We start from the raw sequence: 17,639 nt of genomic DNA, 5'->3' as shown, positions 1-17,639 counted from the left end.
AGGCAAAAAAAAATGGCTACCGAAATCCGCGTCCCGACCCTTGGCGAATCCGTCAGCGAGGCAACCATCGGCAAGTGGTTCAAGAAGGTCGGCGACGCGATCGCCGCGGACGAGCCGCTGGTGGAGCTCGAGACCGACAAGGTGACGATCGAAGTGCCGGCGCCCGCCGCCGGCCGGCTGGTGGAAATCGCCGTGCAGGAAGGCGACACCGTCGGTGTCAGCGCCCTGCTCGGCACCATCTCGGAAGGTGCGGCGGCTGAAGCAAAGCCGGCTGCCGCCGCCGCCTCGGCGACCGTGGGCGAAGCGGTCGAAATGACCGCCAGGCTCGCCGGTGCCAGCGCGATCGAGGAGCGCAAGATGCCGCCAGCGCCGGCTGCCGCGAAGCTGATCGCCGAAAGCCACCTTGCCGTCGACCAGATTGCCGGTTCCGGCAAGCGCGGGCAGGTCCTCAAGGGCGACGTGCTCGGTGCGATCGCCAAGGGTATCGCGGCCGCGCCGGTTGCTCCTGCGGCCGCACCGGCTCCCGCCGTCGCGCGTGCGCCGGCACCGGCGGCCGACGAGGTGCGCGAGGAGCGCGTGCGCATGACCAAGCTGCGCCAGACCATCGCGCGCCGCCTGAAGGACGCCCAGTCGACCGCCGCCATGCTCACCACCTTCAACGAGGTGGACATGAAGGCTGTGATGGACTTGCGCGCCAAATACAAGGACGTGTTCGAGAAGAAGCACGGCGTGAAGCTCGGCTTCATGGGCTTCTTCACCAAGGCCGTGACGCATGCGCTGAAGGAAATCCCGGCGGTCAACGCCGAGATCGACGGCACCGACATCATCTACAAGAACTACGCCCATATCGGCGTGGCTGTTGGCACCGAAAAGGGGCTCGTGGTGCCTGTGGTGCGTGACGCCGACCAGATGTCGATTGCCCAGATCGAGAAGGAAATTGGCCGCCTCGGCATCGCCGCGCGCGACGGCAAGCTCTCGGTCGCCGACATGCAGGGCGGTACCTTCACCATCTCCAACGGTGGCGTCTACGGCTCGCTGATGTCGACGCCGATCCTCAATGCACCGCAGTCCGGCATCCTCGGCATGCACAAGATCCAGGAGCGGCCGATGGTCGTCGGCGGGCAGATCGTCATCCGCCCGATGATGTATCTGGCGCTGTCCTACGATCATCGCATCGTCGACGGCAAGGAAGCCGTGACCTTCCTGGTGCGCGTCAAGGAAAGCCTGGAGGATCCGGAACGCCTGGTGCTGGACCTCTGAGGTCCGGCCACGCGAAGCGCCGGCGCGTTCGCTCGTTCGGATGCGCCGCGGCCGCTTCGGCTTGGAACGACGCATGAGCCTTTTCCGAAAACCGATTCCGGTTTGCAGGGTCATGCGCTAGGCTTGCTGCCGATAGGAGCGGACCAATGGCCTTCGAACCCGACATCCCACCGATCCAGGTGCATCTGTGCGCCAAGGGCGGTCGCCATGTCTGGGCCTTCAACGCACCGCTCGAAACGGGGTGGTGATGGGGGCACGGGGGCTGGTCATGCTTCGGAATGTTGCGCTGGCGCTGGCGGGCAGTGCCGGCGCGCTGCCTGCAGGCGCTGCATCAGCAGCCTGCCCGATGGAGCTTGCCGTCTATGGCGATCGCGACAAGGCGGCCACGATCGATTTCGTGCCGCGAGGCGAGGGGGCGGTGAGCAATCGCTTCCGCATGGCGCTCGACAATGACGTGGTGCTGGATGGCATCGTGATGTGGAGCGACGCCGTCGCGCGACCGAACGGCATGCTGATGTACAAGTGCCCGGAGGGCGACGTGACCGGCGAAGAACTGGCGGCCTGCACGGTCTGGCAGGGCGTGATCTACTCCAGCGACAAGTCCGGCAAGATCGATCTGCTGCCTGCCGAAGGCACGGACGCGCCCGAAACGCTGATCTTCCCCGACCTCGCCTATTCGCTGCGCTTTTCCTCGGCCTATGAGCAAGGTGGCTTCTCCAGGCTGCCGTGGGATGTATTCGCCTTGCAGGGTTGTCAGGAATGAGTGCTGGCGAACGGGTTCTGCTGGTGACGGGCGGCGGGCGCGGCATCGGCGCGGCTATCTGTCGGCTCGCCGCCAAGGCCGGCTATCGGCTCGCGGTCAACTACGCTTCCAATGATGCGGCGGCCGCAGCGCTTGTGCGCGAGATAGAGGCGGATGGCGGCAAGGCGATTGCGGTCAAGGGCGATGTCGGCAATGAAGCCGATGTCGTTGCCATGTTCGAGGCGGTCGACCGCGCATTCGGCCGGCTCGACGCGCTCGTCAACAATGCCGGCATCGTCGACATGAAAGCGCGCGTCGACGAGATGAGCGTGACGCGGCTGGAGCGGATGATGCGCGTCAACGTCATCGGCTCGATGCTGTGCGCCCGCGAGGCGGTGAAGCGCATGTCGACGCTTCATGGCGGCAAGGGCGGCGCCATCGTCAACATCTCCTCGGCTGCCTCGCAGCTCGGCTCGCCGGGCGAATATGTCGACTACGCCGCCTCCAAAGGCGCGATAGACACCTTCACCATAGGCCTTGCCCGCGAGGTGGCGGAGGAGGGCGTGCGCGTCAACGCCGTGCGGCCGGGCATCATTGACACCGAAATCCATGCCTCCGGTGGTCAGCCGGATCGCATCGCGGCGATACGCGGCTTCGTGCCGATGAAGCGCGAAGGCAAGGCTGAGGAAGTTGCCCGTGCCGTGCTCTGGCTCTTGTCGGACGAGGCATCCTATACGACGGGCGGAATTTTGAACGTAAGCGGCGGTCGCTGATCGCCAGGCAGAAGGACAGAGAAATGGCATATGATGTGGTGGTGATCGGTTCGGGCCCGGGCGGCTATGTGTGCGCCATCAAGGCAGCACAGCTCGGCCTGAAGACGGCCGTGGTGGAGAAGCGCGAAACCTTCGGCGGCACCTGCCTCAACATCGGCTGCATCCCTTCCAAGGCACTGCTGCATGCGTCGGAGGCGTTTGCCGAGGCCAGCCATTCCTTCGACACGCTTGGCGTCGAGGTCGAGCCGAAGCTCAACCTGAAGAAGATGCTGGCGCACAAGGATACGACGGTGGCGGCCAATGTCAGCGGCGTGGCCTTCCTGTTCAAGAAGAACAAGATCGACAGTTTCCGCGGCACCGGCAAGGTCGTTTCGGCCGGCAAGGTTTCCGTCACGGCGGAAGACGGCAGCGTGCAGGAGATCGAGACGAAGAACATCGTCATCGCCACGGGCTCCGATGTTGCGGGCATCCCCGGCGTGAAGGTCGACATCGACGAGAAGGTGATCGTCTCCTCCACCGGCGCGCTCGAACTCGACAAGGTGCCGGAGAACATGGTCGTGGTCGGCGGCGGCGTCATCGGCCTGGAGCTCGGCTCGGTCTGGGCGCGTCTGGGCGCCAAGGTCACCGTGGTCGAATATCTCGACACCATCCTCGGCGGCATGGACGGCGAGGTGGCAAAACAGTTCCAGCGCATGCTGGGCAAGCAGGGGCTTGCCTTCAGGCTCGGCTCCAAGGTGACCGGCGTTGCCAGGACGGACAAGGGCGCGAGCGTGACCTTCGAGCCGGTCAAGGGCGGCGACGCCGAGACCATCGAGGCCGACGTGGTGCTCGTGGCCACCGGCCGCGCGCCTTACACCAATGGTTTGGGCCTCAAGGAAGCCGGCGTCGAGATGGACGAGCGCGGCCGCGTGAAGATCGACGCACATCTGCAGACCAACGTGCCGGGCATCTACGCCATCGGCGACGTGATTGCCGGGCCGATGCTCGCCCACAAGGCCGAGGACGAAGGCGTGGCCGTGGCCGAGATCCTCGCCGGCCAGGCAGGCCATGTGAACTACGACGTCATCCCGAGCGTGGTCTACACGAGCCCGGAGGTGGCTTCCGTCGGCAAGACAGAGGAAGAGCTGAAGAAGGCCGGCGTCGAATACAAGGTCGGCAAGTTCCCCTTCACCGCCAATGGCCGCGCGCGCGCCATGCTGCACACCGACGGCTTCGTGAAGATCCTGGCCGACAAGGCGACAGACAAGGTGCTGGGTGCCCACATCGTCGGCTTCGGCGCTGGCGAGATGATCCACGAGGCGGCGGTGCTGATGGAATTCGGCGGCTCGGCGGAAGACCTTGCCCGCACCTGCCACGCGCACCCGACCATGTCGGAGGCGGTCAAGGAAGCCGCGCTGGCGACCTTCTTCAAGCCTATCCACATCTGATCGGAAATCTCTCTGCGGAAACGAGACGGGCGCCGTAAGGCGCCCGTTTTCGTTTGGCGGGTCAGTGTGCCGCAATTCCCTCGTGCGCGGCCTTGCCCCATACCTCTTCCACACGCGCATCGCGCCCGCAGGCATACCGGTAGTATTTGTAGCGGATCGGGTTCTTCTTGTAATAGTCCTGGTGGTAGTCCTCGGCCGGCCAGAAGGTCGGCGCCATGACGATTTCGGTGGCGATCGGCTTCTTCAGCGCCGCCGCTATCGCGGCCTTGGATTTTTCGGCCTCTGCAAGCTGTTCCTGGTTCACCGCGTAGATCGCGGTCGTGTAGCTGTGCCCGCGGTCGCAGAACTGGCCGCCGCCGTCGGTCGGGTCGACCGAATGCCAGAACGCGTCGAGCAGCTTGGCGTAGCTGGTCTTCGAATCGTCGAACTCGATCTTCACCGCCTCACGATGCCCGGCTGCGGTGTGGTTTTCATAAGTCGGGTGGTCGTTCTTGCCGCCGATATAGCCGGATGTGGTGGCGATCACGCCGGGCACGTGGTCGAAGTCGCTTTCCACGCACCAGAAACAGCCGCCGGCAAAGATGGCCGTCTGGGTCTTCGCCTGCGCGCCAGCAAGGGGCGTCAGGGCGAGCAAGGCAGCGCTGAGGCAAAGGACATGACGCGACATGAAAAACTCCTCCGGCAGCGAAAGCATCGGAACAGCGCAAGCTTCTGAAATCAAGCCGGAACACGCTGATGTGATGAAGCGGCCACGAAAAAAAGCCGCGCGGGCTGGACCCATGCGGCTTTTGTCTTCCGGTGGTCGGGAACCTGCCGTCTCGCACGTACCGTCAAAAATGCTCGCTCAGCCGCCCAGCGCGTCAAGGCGGGCGCGCAAGGCCGCGACCTCTTCCTCCAGCGCCTGCAGTCGCGCTTCGAGGTCCGCCGCCGGCATGGCCGTCGGGCCGCGCTGCGCCGCAAGTGCGGCGACATCGATCGGTCCGCTCAGGAGATGCGCATAGCGGTCCTCGCGCTGGCCGGGGCCACGGCCGATTTCCTGTACCAGCGCCGGGCGCTTGCCGATCAGCATGTCGAGTTCCGTGCGCAGGTCTTCCAGCGACTGGAAGCGGGCCATGCGCTCGCTGCGGGCCATCAACTCCCCGGCCGTCTGGGCCCCGCGCAGAAGCAGGAGGCCGAGAATGGCGATCTGCGGCGAAGTAAGCGAAAAGCGTTGCGCGGCAAGATGCTCGTACCGCTCCACCCGCGAACCAAACACCTGGCGCACCAGTCCCTTCTGCTCGAGTGACTTCAGCCCACGATGCACCTCCATCTGCTCCAGAGCCATGACCGGCTCTCGCGCCGTCTTCTGGTTGGCGGCGGAATGGGCAGCATTGAGGGTCAGCGGGTAGACGTCCGGCGTCAGTTCCTTCTTCTCGATCAGGCAGCCAAGCACGCGGGCTTCGACGGAGGTGAGGATGGGGAGGTCTGTCGTATCCATGCCGCAGCTATTGGCACAAAATGGCGCGGGCAACAACGTTGCCGCAATTCGGCTTAAGGCGAAGCCCAGCCGAGATCGACCTTTGGAAACCCTCAAACAAAATAGAGCGCAACGACGGAGGTCATTGCGCTCTATTGATTGGATTTCCGGAACATCGATCCGGAAGGGGAGTGCCCCGGAAGGCTTAAACCCGGCGCTCCACCATCATCTTCTTGATCTCGGCGATCGCCTTGGCGGGATTGAGTCCCTTGGGGCAGGTCTGCGTGCAGTTCATGATCGTGTGGCAGCGATAGAGCCGGAACGGGTCCTCGAGGTTGTCGAGGCGCTCGCCGGTCGCTTCGTCGCGGGAATCGATCAGCCAGCGATAGGCCTGCAGCAGCACGGCCGGGCCGAGATAGCGGTCGCCGTTCCACCAGTAGCTCGGGCAGGAGGTGGAGCAGCAGGCGCACAGGATGCACTCGTAGAGGCCGTCGAGCTTCGCGCGGTCCTCGTGGCTCTGCAGCCATTCCTTTGCCGGCTCCGGCGACACCGTCTTGAGCCAGGGCTCGATCGAGCGGTGCTGGGCGTAGAAGTTGGTGAGATCGGGCACCAGGTCCTTCACCACCGGCATATGCGGCAGCGGATAGATCTTCACCGCACCCGAAATGTCGTCGCAGCCCTTGGTGCAGGCGAGCGTGTTGGAGCCATCGATGTTCATGGCGCAGGAACCGCAGATGCCTTCGCGGCAGGAGCGGCGCAGCGTCAGCGTCGGGTCGATCTTGTTCTTGATCCACAGCAGCGCATCGAGAACCATCGGCCCGCAATCGTCCATGTCGACGAAATAGGTGTCGATACTCGGGTTCTCGCCGTCGTCCGGCGACCAGCGATAGATGCGGAACTCGCGCAGGTTGGTCGCGCCTTGCGGCTTCGGCCAGGTCTTGCCCTGCTTGATCTGGGAGTTCTTGGGAAGAGCCAGTTCAACCATCTCGATCTCCCGTAATCAGTACACGCGCGCCTTGGGCGCGATCTTGGCCAGGCTGATGCCGCCTTCGGCTTCCGGCAGCAGCGTTTCGGTGTGCACTGGGCGATAGCTCAGCGTCACCTTGCCGTCCTCGGCGACGTGGGCCAGCGTGTGTTGGCGCCAGTTGGCGTCGTCGCGCGCGGAGAAGTCCTCGCGGGCATGCGCGCCGCGGCTTTCCTTGCGGGCTTCGGCGCCATAGACGGTGGGCAGCGCATTGGCCATCAGGTTCTCCAGTTCCAGCGTCTCCACCAGATCGGAGTTCCAGATCATCGAGCGATCGGTGACCTTGAGGTCCTTCAGTTCGCCCCACAGCGCCGACATGCGCTTGCAGCCTTGCTCCAGCGATTCCTGGGTGCGGAACACGGCGGCGTCTTCCTGCATGGTGCGCTGCATCTTCTCCCGCAGCACGGCCGTCGGCGTGCCACCATTGGCGTTCCGCAGGCGGTCGAAGCGATCCATGATCTTTTCGACGGCCTTTTCGTTGATCGCCGGAATGGGTGCTGCGCGGTCGATCACCTCACCGGCGCGGATGGCGGCGGCACGGCCGAACACCACCAGGTCGATCAGCGAGTTGGAGCCGAGGCGGTTGGCGCCGTGGACGGAGGCGCAACCGGCTTCGCCCACGGCCATCAGGCCGGGCTGCACGCGGTCGGGATTGTCCGGGGTCGGGTTCAGCACCTCGCCCCAATAGTTCGTGGGCACGCCGCCCATATTGTAGTGCACGGTCGGCAGAACCGGGATCGGTTCGCGCGTCACGTCGACGCCGGCGAAGATCTTGGCCGATTCCGAAATGCCCGGCAGGCGCTCGTGAAGGACCGCCGGATCGAGATGATCGAGGTGCAGGTAGATGTGGTCCTTGTTCTTGCCGACGCCGCGGCCCTCGCGGATTTCCAGCGTCATGCAGCGCGAAACCACGTCGCGCGAGGCAAGGTCCTTGGCCGAGGGCGCGTAACGCTCCATGAAGCGCTCGCCCTCGGAGTTCACCAGATAGCCGCCCTCGCCGCGGGCGCCTTCGGTGATCAGGCAGCCGGAGCCGTAGATGCCGGTCGGGTGGAACTGCACGAACTCCATGTCCTGGAGCGGAAGACCCGCGCGGGCCGCCATGCCGCCGCCGTCGCCGGTGCAGGTGTGCGCGGAGGTGGCCGAGAAATAGGCGCGGCCGTAGCCGCCGGTAGCCAGCACCACCATCTTGGCCGAGAAGCGGTGGATGGTGCCGTCATCGAGGTTCCAGGCCACGACGCCGGTGCAGACACCGTCGGTCATGATCAGGTCGAGCGCGAAATACTCGATGAAGAACTGCGCATTGTGCTTGAGCGACTGGCCATAGAGGGTGTGTAGGATGGCGTGGCCGGTGCGGTCGGCGGCCGCGCAGGTGCGCTGCACCGGCGGGCCATCGCCGAAATTCTGCATGTGGCCGCCGAAGGGGCGCTGGTAGATCTTGCCTTCCTCGGTGCGAGAGAACGGCACGCCGTAGTGCTCGAGCTCGTAAACCGCGGCCGGCGCCTGGCGCACCATATATTCCATGGCATCGACGTCGCCGAGCCAGTCGGAGCCCTTGACCGTGTCATACATATGCCACTGCCAGTTGTCGGGGCCCATGTTGGAGAGCGAGGCGGCAATGCCGCCCTGCGCCGCCACCGTGTGCGAGCGGGTCGGGAAGACCTTGGTGATGCAGGCCGTCTTCAGCCCCTGCTCGGCCATGCCGAGGGTCGCGCGCAGGCCCGAACCGCCGGCGCCAACAACCACCACGTCAAACTTGTGGTCGACATAGGTGTAGCTCTTGCCGGCCGATGCCTTGCCGTTGCCTGTGATGTCCTTGGCCACTGGTCAGCCCCCGAATGCTAGTTTGAGCAGGGCGAAGATGGATGCGACGCCTACCGCGATCGTGAAAAAGGTGTTGAGCATGATGAGGACGACCTTCGTTCCCTCATTGTGCACATAGTCCTCGATGATGACCTGCATGCCGAGCCGCATGTGATAGAGGGCCGAAAGCAGCATCAGAATGAGCACCAGCGCCACAAACGGATTGGAGAGCGTGGCGCGGACCTCGGCGAAGCCCGCGCCATTTAGCGCCACGAGCAGGCCGACGAAGAACAGGGTGAGCGGCACGTTGGCCACCGCCGTCAGTCGCTGGCGCCAGAAATGGTCGGTGCCTTCATGGGCGGAGCCAAGTCCGCGAACCTTCTTGAGGGGTGTACGCATGTCCGACATGATCAGGCTCCCCGCGCCATGTAGCCGATGATCCAGATGGCCAGCGTCAGCAGCACCGACGCGACGATGGTGGCCCAGGCGATCTTCGAGGCGGTGTGTTTTTCAAGGCCGAAGCCGGCGTCCCAGATGAAGTGGCGAATGCCGCCCATCATGTGGTGCATCAGGACCCAGGTGTAGCCGAACAGCACGAGCCGGCCGATCCAGGAGCCGAAAATCCAGTCGACAAAATTGAAGTAGCTTTCAGATGTCGCCGCCGCAACCAGCCACCAGGCGACCAGCAGCGTGCCGAAATAAAGTGCGCCGCCGGTGATGCGGTGCATGATCGACATCGTCATCGTGATCGGCGGCTTGTAAATGGTCAGGTGCGGCGAAAGCGGCCTTGCTTGGGTGGCTGGTATCTTGCTCATGGCTCCCCTTTCCGGCGCACGGACATTTCGACGCGCAAAAACGGCATGCTCTTCCCGGAATGCGACTTAGGATAGCGGCGTTCTAATGCGCTTTTTGCACCGCGTCAAAGCCGGAAGGCATTTCCGCTCGCCTATTTGATCCAAAGGCATGGGCGTTCAAGTCACTGATCTTGCTTCAACCGATTGAAGTCATGTCCAGGACCGGCTGCTGGCCGGTAGAATGCTGCAGGAAACTACCATGTGGTTGCCATGTTTCTTTGCTGCACCGCACGCTTGGGGCGAATCAGCGGCTGCGGTTCGGCGGTCCCCGCGTCACGGGCAGGTCGCCGCGGCCTCATTGCACTCCGACAGCAGGACGCGTCAGCGGTGTTCCGGCCGCTTTTTCGCTCCTGGCCCTTAACAAAGGCTTCGAAAAAGTTAATTCTCGGCGCGGAAATCCACTGCGGTGAGGGAGGCAGCCCCATGGGTGCAAGAGGTCCGAGAATGCTCGTTCTGCCGGTCCTGTCGATCGGACTTGCGGCCTTCGCGACGGCGGCCTTCGCCGACAACCGCATCCGCGACCTTACCTATGCCGATACTTTCGGCAACATCATCATCGACAGCGCATCGGGCTACAAGCGGATCGTCGTGGGACAGGGCCGTATTGCCCGCCGGCTTGCCGAAGGCCCGCGAAAGAGCGAGCCGAAAATCGCGCAATCCGAACCGGGCGCCCCTATGCCGGGCGAGCCCTATTGCTATGCGCCGCCGGTTCTCGTGAAGGGGCGCAGCTATATGTACGGCTTTTCCGAGGGCATATTGCCAACGCTGGGTGCCTCCTGCCAATAAGGCGACGCTCGCGGGACCTTTCTTCGCGCTCGATCAGGCCGACTTGTGCCCGCGTCTGGTCTCGACGGGCGAGGCGGCTGTGCGCACGCAGTCGCGGCCGTCCTTCTTGGCCGCGTAGAGCGCCTTGTCGGCGCGCGAAAGCAGTTCCGACAGATCGTCTCCCGGCGCGCATTCGCTGACCCCGAAGCTCGCGGTGAACCGCAGGCCATCCGGTAGTCCCTCTATCGGCAAGGTGGAGAACGCAGTACGCGTGCATTCGGCAAACAGGCGCGCGGCCGCCAGGTTGGCACCTGGCAGGATGATGGCAAACTCCTCGCCGCCGATGCGCCCGGCAATGTGGTGGTCCGCCGCTGTCCTGCTGAGGAAGCTCGCAAAGGCCTTGATCACCTTGTCTCCGGAAGCATGACCGAAAGTGTCGTTGATCGTCTTGAAGTAATCGAGATCGCAGATGACCAGCGAAACCGGCTGACCCCTCCGTGCCTCCTGGCGCAGCACTGTGTTTGCGTAGCGCTCGAATCCGCCCCGGTTGAGCAAGCCGGACAAGGAATCCGTTTGGGAAAGCGTCGTGACGTCGGCGATGACGTCGCGCGCCAGGATGACCAGGAACAGCAAAGCAGTGGCGACGGCGGTAACCGTCCCCATGGACTGCGAGATGAGCGCATAGGTGGTTGCAAGATAGGACTGCGCGCTGGCGCCCGTTCCGCCCAGCAGGTCCGAAAGAAACGGCTTGCTGAGGAACTGCAGCGAGCTCGCGGCCAGCAGCAGCATCAATGCGTTGTCGAGCCACCTGCGTGAACGCGCCGACCACACCATCCAGGCGCCGATAAGCTGCATCGCGAAATAGGGCGCCTGATAAGCCATCATCCTTACGAAGGACTGCCGCGGGATGTCCTGTATGGCGTCACAGGCCACGACGGAAAACAGGAATACCGCACACAACAGCCGCCAGGGCACAGGCACCTGGTATTTGCGCGCGACGCCGACATTGAACAGCAGCAGTGCCGCCAGGAACAGCGAAAACGAGAAGACCACGGCGACGCGCGGGGCACCGAACCTGGCGAGCAGGAACTCGGTCAAGCAATAGACGACGCCCATCCCGTAGACCACGGCCATCCAGCGTGCCGCTTCCTGCTTGCGATCATAGACGGCGACCATGGCGAAGGATGCCGACAACAACCCCGTGACAATCAGATTGATTATCAGGACAACCGCTGCTCCGCTCATCGGACGCGCCCCCCAAGCGCACGGCTTCATTCAGATGGAAAGGCTGCAAGAAAAAAGCCACGCCGTTCCCACGGCGAACCACACGGCTGGGGAAACTGCGAAGCCGAAGCAATCAATCACGTTTGCACGAAAAAGCCGTTAACGCTGGGGCAGTTTTGCGCGCGCCGAGAAATTCTTGAGAGCGGACGGTACTCCAGCCGGCCAGGCGTCGGAGAGGGAACCGCACCGCGGTATCCGCGTTGCGATGCTAAGGCGATAAGGAGGCCTGCGATGAAGACCGTGATGCTCGTCGATCACGAAGCAATACGCGACTGGGTTGCGGCGAGGGCGGGCAGTCCTGCGCTTCAGGAGGCCACGGCCTCGGGAGGCGAGCCGGTCCTGCGCATCATGTTCGGGCAAAGCGCCTATGAAGACGATGACCGGCCGGAGCGTTCCGACGCCACGGGCGCGATCGAGTTGATCGATTGGGACGAGTGGTTTCAGCTTTTCGACAGGCGCCGTCTTGCGCTGGTCGTGCCCGAGGACAGGCCGGGCATTCGCGACGAGTTCCACGAACTCGTCAGAAGGTTCGAGCCGGGCGACTGAGCGTCGCCCGGTGTCTGTATTTTCTGCTTAGTTCCAGTCGCGAATGTCGACGAAATGGCCAGCGATCGCAGCCGCCGCCGCCATTGCGGGCGACACGAGATGGGTGCGGCCCTTGAAACCCTGACGGCCCTCGAAGTTGCGGTTCGAGGTCGAGGCGCAGCGCTCGCCCGGCTTCAGCCGGTCGTCGTTCATGGCGAGGCACATCGAGCAGCCCGGTTCGCGCCAGTCGAAGCCTGCCTCGATGAAGATCTTGTCAAGGCCCTCGGCCTCGGCCTGTTCCTTCACCAGGCCGGAGCCCGGAACGATCATGGCCGAAACGGTCGAAGCGACTTGTCTGCCCTCGACCACTTTCGCCACAGCACGCAGGTCCTCGATGCGGCCATTGGTGCAGGAGCCGATGAAGACGCGGTCGATGGCGATGTCGGTGATCTTGGTGCCGGCGGTGAGACCCATATATTCGAGCGCGCGCTTCTTGGAGTTGCGCTTGTTCTCGTCGGCGATGTCGTCCGGGTTCGGCACGACGCCGGTGACGGAAGCGACGTCCTCGGGCGACGAGCCCCAGGTCACGATGGGCGGCAGCTTGGCTGCGTCGAGCACCACCACCTTGTCGAAATGCGCGCCTTCGTCGGTGTGCAGCGTCTTCCAGTAATCCAGCGCCATGTCCCAGGCCTTGCCCTTCGGCGCGCGCGGCTTGTCCTTGACGTAGGCGAAAGTCGTCTCGTCCGGAGCGATCAGACCGGCGCGGGCACCGCCTTCGATCGACATGTTGCAGATGGTCATGCGGCCTTCCATCGACAGCGAGCGGATCGCTTCGCCGGCATATTCGATGACGTAGCCGGTGCCGCCGGCAGTGCCGATCTCGCCGATGATGGCCAGCACGATGTCCTTGGCGGTAACGCCAGCCGGCAGTTGGCCGTCGACACGCACCAGCATGTTCTTGGCCTTCTTCTGGATCAGCGTCTGGGTGGCCAGAACGTGTTCCACTTCCGACGTGCCGATGCCGTGCGCCAGCGCGCCGAAAGCGCCGTGGGTCGAGGTGTGGCTGTCACCGCAAACGATGGTCATGCCCGGCAGGGTAAAACCCTGTTCGGGACCAACGATGTGGACGATGCCCTGGCGGACGTCGTTCTCGGAATAGTATTCCACGCCGAAGTCAGCAGCGTTCTTGGCCAGCGCCTCGACCTGGATGCGGCTTTCCTCGTTCTTGATGCCGTTCTTGCGATCGGGCGAGGTCGGCACGTTGTGGTCGACGACGGCCAGCGTGCGCTCCGGGTGGCGCACCTTCCGGCCCGACATGCGCAGCCCCTCGAAGGCCTGCGGGCTGGTCACTTCATGCACCAGGTGGCGGTCGATATAGAGCAGGCAGGTGCCGTCATCCTGACGGTCGACAACGTGGTCGTCGAAAATCTTGTCGTAGAGTGTGCGTGGTGCGCTCATTGTCTAAATCCCTGGATAGAGCGGAAAACTGGAATGACCCGGCAGCAAAGGCGCCGGCAGCCTGGTCCGCTCAGGATAGGCGGCTGGTCTGCGCGCCGGAAATCCGCGCAAAGAATCGGCCCGGCAGGCGCTTGTGGTCCTGCAGCACGAAACCCTTGTAGGCGGGATCTCCAAAGAGCTGTTCCATGGCCGGGCACATACCAGCATTTTGGCCGGTCGGCAATTGGCAGCCTTGTCACGCCAGCGCGACCGCCTCACAAGATCTCGAACACGAAAGCCTTGACGAGGACATCCGCTTCATCGACCGCGAAGGCGCGAAACAAAGGGCTTTCCTCGACAGGGCGCCAGCGTCCGGCTTGTTCCAACTCGGCGAACTTGGCGCGGAAGCCGCCCTTGTCCAGAACCACGTCGCGCACCGTGAAGATGGCATGGCCACCGGCGCGGGTGATCCGCGCCAGCTCGTCGAGGCTGGATGCGGGGACATGCCCTTCGGTGAAGACGCCGGTCGAGAAGAAGGCGGCGAAGTGCCCGTCGCGCCAGGGCAGCGGGCGGCCAAGTACAGCCTCGGTCAGCGCGCCATAGGCGCCGCGTGCCCGGGCGATCGCCAGCATGTCACGCGAAAAGTCGAGGCCCTCGATGTTAGAATAGCCGAGCGCCTGCAGATAGGCGCCGGAGAGGCCGGTGCCGCAGCCGGCATCGAGAATTGGGCCGGCGGCCAGCCGCACATGCCGAGTGACCCAGGCCGTGATCATGAATGGCAGGCAATAGCCGGAGGCGGCCGTCTCGCGGTCATAGTCGCTCGACCATGCCGCATAGGCCTGCGTCAGCTCGGCCTCGTTGCGGGCGGCGTAAACCTGCTCCAGCCCTTCGCTGTGGCGGTGTTGGCTCATGCCCGGTGCCCCTTGCGCATCCGCCGTTCAAGCGCCCTCAACGCCAGCGACAGGCCCACCGTGAGCACGAGATAGATATAGGCAACGATGGAATAGGTCTCGAAGAAGCGGAAGGAGCCGGAGGCGTAGACCTTGCCCATCTGGGTGATGTCGGCCACGCCCAGTACCGAGACCAGCGAGGAATCCTTGACCATGGCGACGAAGTCGTTGCCGAGCGGGGGCAGGATGGTGCGGATCGCCTGCGGCAGGATGATCAGGCGGAAGCGCTGGAAACGCGTCAGCCCGAGCGCCTTGGCGGCCTCGATCTGGCCGGCATCAACCGACTGGATGCCGGCGCGGAACACTTCGGAAATGAAGGCCGAGTAGCCGATGGTCAGCGCCATGATGGCGCGCCAGAGCAGCGAGACGTCGCGCACCTGGAGCGGCGGCAAGAGGCCCGCTTCCTGCAGCGGCGCCGTCGCGGCGTTCCAGCCGGCAACGAAGGCTGGCGCGCCGACGAACGCGATCCAGAACAGCAGCACCAGGATCGGCACGCCGCGGATGATCTCGACATAGAAGCGTGAGATCTGGCGTAGCCAGACGGAGCCCGAAAGGCCCATCAGCGCGATGCCGAGCCCGAGTATCGAGGCAAGGCTGAAGCCGACCAGCGTGACGAAGACGGTGATGCCGATGCCCTTGGCGACCGTCGAAAACACCTGGGTGTAGATTTCGTTGGTGGCAACGAAGATGGCGACCGCAATGGCAATCGCCGCAGCGACCGCCAGCCACCAGGGGAAGTCCTTCGTCTCGGGCGAAGTCTTGGAGAGCAGGTGCATCTGGAAATGCCAGGGCCGGGAGCCGGCCTCAGCCGAAACTCCCGGCCCCGCTTGGTCCGTCACTCGCCCATCTTGTAGTCGAGGAACCACTTCTTGTTCAGGGCATCGATGGTGCCGTCGGCCTTCATCGATTCAATGGCCGCGTTGATCGGCGCGACGAGGTCGGAGCCCTTCTGGAAGATGAAGCCGAAATCCTCGGTGCCGAGCGGCTCGCCCACCACCTTCAGGGCGCCGTTCGACGAGTCGACATAGCCCTTGGCGGCGACGCTGTCGGTCAGCACCAGATCGACGTCGCCCGACTTCAGGGCCTGCACGGTCGCGCCGAAGGTCTCGAGCAGCTTGATGCGCGGGTTCTGTTCGTTGCCGTCCAGTATTTCGTAGACGGCGGTGTAGAAGGGGGAGGTGCCCGCCTGCGCGCCGACCAGGCCGTCCTCGAGTGCCGCGAAGCTCTTGGCGTCGTTGAAGCGGCTCTCGTCGCCGCGCACGAGCATGAACTGCTGCGAACGCATGTAAGGGTCGGAGAAGTCGACCTTCTCCTTGCGGTCGTCCTTGATGGTAATGCCGGTCATGCCGATGTTGTACTGCCCGTCGGAGACGGCCTGGATCATCGCGTCCCAGGAGGTGTTCTGGTAATCGACCTTGAAGTTCAGGCGCTTGGCCATCTCGTTCATGGCGTCGTATTCCCAGCCGATCTGCTCGCCCGTCTTCGGGTCCACGAATTGCAGAGGCGGATAGGCATTCTCGGTCACCACCGTCACCGTCTTTCCGCCCAGGTCGGGCAGCGTGTCGGCGCTTGCCGCCACGGGTGCGAGAACGCAGGCCAGCAGCCCAGCCAGTGCGAATTTGAACCTGTTCATGGGGCGCGCTCCAGTTCGGAAATGTCTTTGGGTCGAAAAGGCAGGATTTTGCGCATGATTAGCCAACTGCCCACGGCTTGCAAGAGACGGGCTTGCTTCCCTGCCGCAGTAGAATGAAAAGGTTTCGCTATCCCGCGCGCTTCGTTGCTGCGATGGAGAAGGACATCGGGATTTTCGGATAGCTTTCCGGCAGTGCGAACTGGTCGTCGGCAAGTTCGACCACATCCGCAAAGGCCCGCCAGACAACGATCTCGTGTTCGTTGAGGTGGTCGATGCTCATTCCAGCCCTGATCAGCGCGTTGACGATGTCGCTCAGCGGATGAATCCACTCGTAGCAGCGCGTATGCGTCAATTGCCGGTCGTCGCCGGTATAGGTCTGGGCGTCATCCCAGGTAAGCGGCTCGGCGCTCGGTGTGCGCCAGTGATAGGCAAGCTCCAGCGTGCCGTTGCGCGCCTCGACCTGGCCGAGCTGCGGATGGCCCTCAAGCAGGTAGAGCCGGCCTCCGGGGCGCAGCAGCGCCGACACCACCTCGGCCCAGCGGAAGATGTCGTCCAGCCAGTTGATGGCGCCCCAGGTGACGAAGACCATGTCGTAGGTTTCGCCCAGCGCCTGCGGCGCGTCATATACCGACGCTTCGACGAAGCGAGCCGCCGTTCCGGCCCTCTCGGCGAAAGCCCTCGCTGCCGCGATGGCCTTCGGTGAAAAATCAAGGCCGGTGACGCTTCTGGCCCCGAGGTGCTTGAGGCTCAGCGTGTCGAGGCCGATGTGGCACTGCAGATGGACGATATCCTTGCCCGTCACGTCGCCGATCTCGCCGACTTCCAGCGGATGCAGCGAGGAGCCGCCGGCGAGGACCTGGGCGATCCGGTAGCTGCCGGTGGTGTCGGACGAATGGAGCTCGGCGCGATTGTCCCAGTTGCGCAGATTGGCCTTGGCAAACTCGCTCATCGTTCTCCCCCCTTTGGACGCGAGCACGAGACGAAAAAAGGCGGCCGAAGCCGCCTTTTTCCAAATAGAATCTCCCGAAGAAGATTATTCGGCGGCCTTCTCGGCCTCGGCAGCGGCTGCTGCTTCGGCGGCAGCCTTCTTCTCGGCGGCTTCCTGGGCGGCCTTCTCGGCAGCCAGTGCCTCGGCGGCGGCGATCTTCTCGGCCTCGATGCGCGCCTTCTCGGCGTTGGCTGCTTCGCGCTCGGCGTCGTTCAGCTTGCGGGCGCGCACGCTGGTGTTCTCGACGATACGCGCCGACTTGCCGCGACGATCACGCAGGTAATAGAGCTTGGCGCGGCGAACCTTGCCGCGGCGGACGATCTCGACGCCTTCGACCATCGGCGAGTAGACCGGGAACACGCGCTCCACGCCTTCGCCATAGGAGATCTTGCGGACCGTAAAGTTTTCCTGGAAGCCCGAGCCCGAACGCGCGATCACGACGCCTTCATAGGCCTGCACGCGGGTGCGCGTACCTTCGGTGACGCGGACCAGGACGCGGACGGTGTCGCCCGGCTGGAATTCGGGAAGCTTGCGCTTCGCTTCGATCTTGGCGGCCTGTTCGGCCTCGATCTGACGGATGATATCCATCGCAATAACCTCTTCTTCGTTCTCAACAGCCAGAGCGCCCGGCACTTGCCACCCAGTTCGACGACCGTTTGGCTATGCCTTTACTTCTCGCCGAGAAGCCGAGGCAGGGGCGATTTCACCGTCATTGTTGACG

19 protein-coding genes are annotated in these 17,639 nt (G+C 64.0%); 6 read left to right on the top strand and 13 right to left on the bottom strand.

All coding sequences use genetic code 11. From position 1 onward, the window contains the following. The first annotated feature begins 12 nt into the window (after positions 1-12). From odhB to lpdA, 4 genes are all read left to right on the top strand, one after another. Positions 13-1,260 carry a 2-oxoglutarate dehydrogenase complex dihydrolipoyllysine-residue succinyltransferase gene (odhB, locus tag AC3A4H_RS14825; RefSeq protein WP_487767364.1) on the top strand — a complete coding sequence of 416 codons (1,248 nt, stop codon included), beginning with the start codon at positions 13-15 and terminating at the stop codon, positions 1,258-1,260. A gap of 268 nt (positions 1,261-1,528) precedes the next feature. Further along, on the top strand, positions 1,529-2,023 hold the full coding sequence (locus tag AC3A4H_RS14820; RefSeq protein ID WP_487767363.1) for a hypothetical protein: 495 nt from the start codon (positions 1,529-1,531) through the stop codon (positions 2,021-2,023). Beyond that, positions 2,020-2,775, top strand: coding sequence for an SDR family oxidoreductase (locus tag AC3A4H_RS14815; protein ID WP_487767362.1), 756 nt, complete (start codon positions 2,020-2,022; stop codon positions 2,773-2,775). The genes AC3A4H_RS14820 and AC3A4H_RS14815 overlap by 4 nt, the downstream gene beginning before the upstream one ends. 23 nt (positions 2,776-2,798) lie before the next feature. Beyond that, positions 2,799-4,202: a dihydrolipoyl dehydrogenase gene (gene lpdA / locus AC3A4H_RS14810; protein WP_487767361.1), complete on the top strand. Its 1,404-nt coding sequence runs from the start codon at positions 2,799-2,801 to the stop codon at positions 4,200-4,202. A 61-nt stretch (positions 4,203-4,263) separates the two neighbouring features. Here the strand turns inward: lpdA and msrA are convergent, their stop codons facing one another. The 6 genes from msrA to sdhC all read right to left on the bottom strand — a co-directional run bounded on the left by msrA (position 4,264) and on the right by sdhC (position 9,297). Next, positions 4,264-4,869 carry a peptide-methionine (S)-S-oxide reductase MsrA gene (msrA, locus tag AC3A4H_RS14805; protein WP_487767360.1) on the bottom strand — a complete coding sequence of 202 codons (606 nt, stop codon included), beginning with the start codon at positions 4,867-4,869 and terminating at the stop codon, positions 4,264-4,266. A gap of 177 nt (positions 4,870-5,046) precedes the next feature. Then, a complete protein-coding gene (locus AC3A4H_RS14800) occupies positions 5,047-5,679 on the bottom strand; it encodes a YceH family protein (protein WP_487767359.1) in 633 nt (210 codons plus the stop codon). A gap of 184 nt (positions 5,680-5,863) precedes the next feature. After that, complete coding sequence (locus AC3A4H_RS14795; protein WP_487767358.1) at positions 5,864-6,643, bottom strand: succinate dehydrogenase iron-sulfur subunit; 780 nt, start codon at positions 6,641-6,643, stop codon at positions 5,864-5,866. Between the two features lie 15 nt (positions 6,644-6,658). After that, positions 6,659-8,491 (bottom strand): succinate dehydrogenase flavoprotein subunit, encoded by a 1,833-nt coding sequence (gene sdhA / locus AC3A4H_RS14790; protein WP_487767600.1) that lies wholly within the window; start codon positions 8,489-8,491, stop codon positions 6,659-6,661. Positions 8,492-8,506: 15 nt separating this feature from the next. Then, positions 8,507-8,890, bottom strand: a complete 384-nt coding sequence (sdhD, locus tag AC3A4H_RS14785; protein ID WP_348778662.1) for a succinate dehydrogenase, hydrophobic membrane anchor protein — start codon at positions 8,888-8,890, stop codon at positions 8,507-8,509. A gap of 2 nt (positions 8,891-8,892) precedes the next feature. Beyond that, on the bottom strand, positions 8,893-9,297 hold the full coding sequence (gene sdhC, locus AC3A4H_RS14780) for a succinate dehydrogenase, cytochrome b556 subunit (RefSeq protein WP_348778661.1): 405 nt from the start codon (positions 9,295-9,297) through the stop codon (positions 8,893-8,895). Between the two features lie 483 nt (positions 9,298-9,780). Here sdhC and AC3A4H_RS14775 point away from each other — a divergent pair, with 483 nt between their 5' ends. Continuing rightward, a complete protein-coding gene (locus tag AC3A4H_RS14775; RefSeq protein ID WP_348778660.1) occupies positions 9,781-10,122 on the top strand; it encodes a hypothetical protein in 342 nt (113 codons plus the stop codon). 33 nt (positions 10,123-10,155) lie between these two features. Here the strand turns inward: AC3A4H_RS14775 and AC3A4H_RS14770 are convergent, their stop codons facing one another. Beyond that, on the bottom strand, positions 10,156-11,346 hold the full coding sequence (locus tag AC3A4H_RS14770) for a GGDEF domain-containing protein (RefSeq protein ID WP_487767357.1): 1,191 nt from the start codon (positions 11,344-11,346) through the stop codon (positions 10,156-10,158). Between the two features lie 270 nt (positions 11,347-11,616). Here AC3A4H_RS14770 and AC3A4H_RS14765 point away from each other — a divergent pair, with 270 nt between their 5' ends. Beyond that, positions 11,617-11,931: a hypothetical protein gene (locus AC3A4H_RS14765; RefSeq protein WP_348778658.1), complete on the top strand. Its 315-nt coding sequence runs from the start codon at positions 11,617-11,619 to the stop codon at positions 11,929-11,931. 27 nt (positions 11,932-11,958) lie between these two features. On the opposite strand, the gene leuC is transcribed toward AC3A4H_RS14765, so the two are convergent. The 6 genes from leuC to rplS form a co-directional block, all read right to left on the bottom strand. Beyond that, positions 11,959-13,368: a 3-isopropylmalate dehydratase large subunit gene (gene leuC, locus AC3A4H_RS14760; RefSeq protein ID WP_487767356.1), complete on the bottom strand. Its 1,410-nt coding sequence runs from the start codon at positions 13,366-13,368 to the stop codon at positions 11,959-11,961. 254 nt (positions 13,369-13,622) lie between these two features. Then, positions 13,623-14,258, bottom strand: coding sequence for a class I SAM-dependent DNA methyltransferase (locus tag AC3A4H_RS14755; protein WP_487767355.1), 636 nt, complete (start codon positions 14,256-14,258; stop codon positions 13,623-13,625). Next, a complete protein-coding gene (locus AC3A4H_RS14750; RefSeq protein WP_487767599.1) occupies positions 14,255-15,073 on the bottom strand; it encodes an amino acid ABC transporter permease in 819 nt (272 codons plus the stop codon). Before AC3A4H_RS14750 ends, AC3A4H_RS14755 begins: the two co-directional genes overlap by 4 nt. Before the next feature lie 59 nt (positions 15,074-15,132). Beyond that, positions 15,133-15,930: a transporter substrate-binding domain-containing protein gene (locus AC3A4H_RS14745; RefSeq protein WP_487767354.1), complete on the bottom strand. Its 798-nt coding sequence runs from the start codon at positions 15,928-15,930 to the stop codon at positions 15,133-15,135. Positions 15,931-16,057: 127 nt separating this feature from the next. After that, positions 16,058-16,879, bottom strand: a complete 822-nt coding sequence (locus tag AC3A4H_RS14740; protein ID WP_487767353.1) for a class I SAM-dependent methyltransferase — start codon at positions 16,877-16,879, stop codon at positions 16,058-16,060. Positions 16,880-16,963: 84 nt separating this feature from the next. Beyond that, the gene (rplS, locus tag AC3A4H_RS14735; protein ID WP_348778652.1) at positions 16,964-17,506 is read right to left on the bottom strand and encodes a 50S ribosomal protein L19; all 543 of its coding nucleotides are present in this window, start codon (positions 17,504-17,506) and stop codon (positions 16,964-16,966) included. Positions 17,507-17,639 lie beyond the last annotated feature (133 nt).

It is taken from the genome of Pseudaminobacter sp. Soil_N_29, assembly GCF_057656055.1.
Note: the sequence above shows the minus strand (reverse complement) of the source record. Positions and strands in the feature narration are given on the sequence as shown.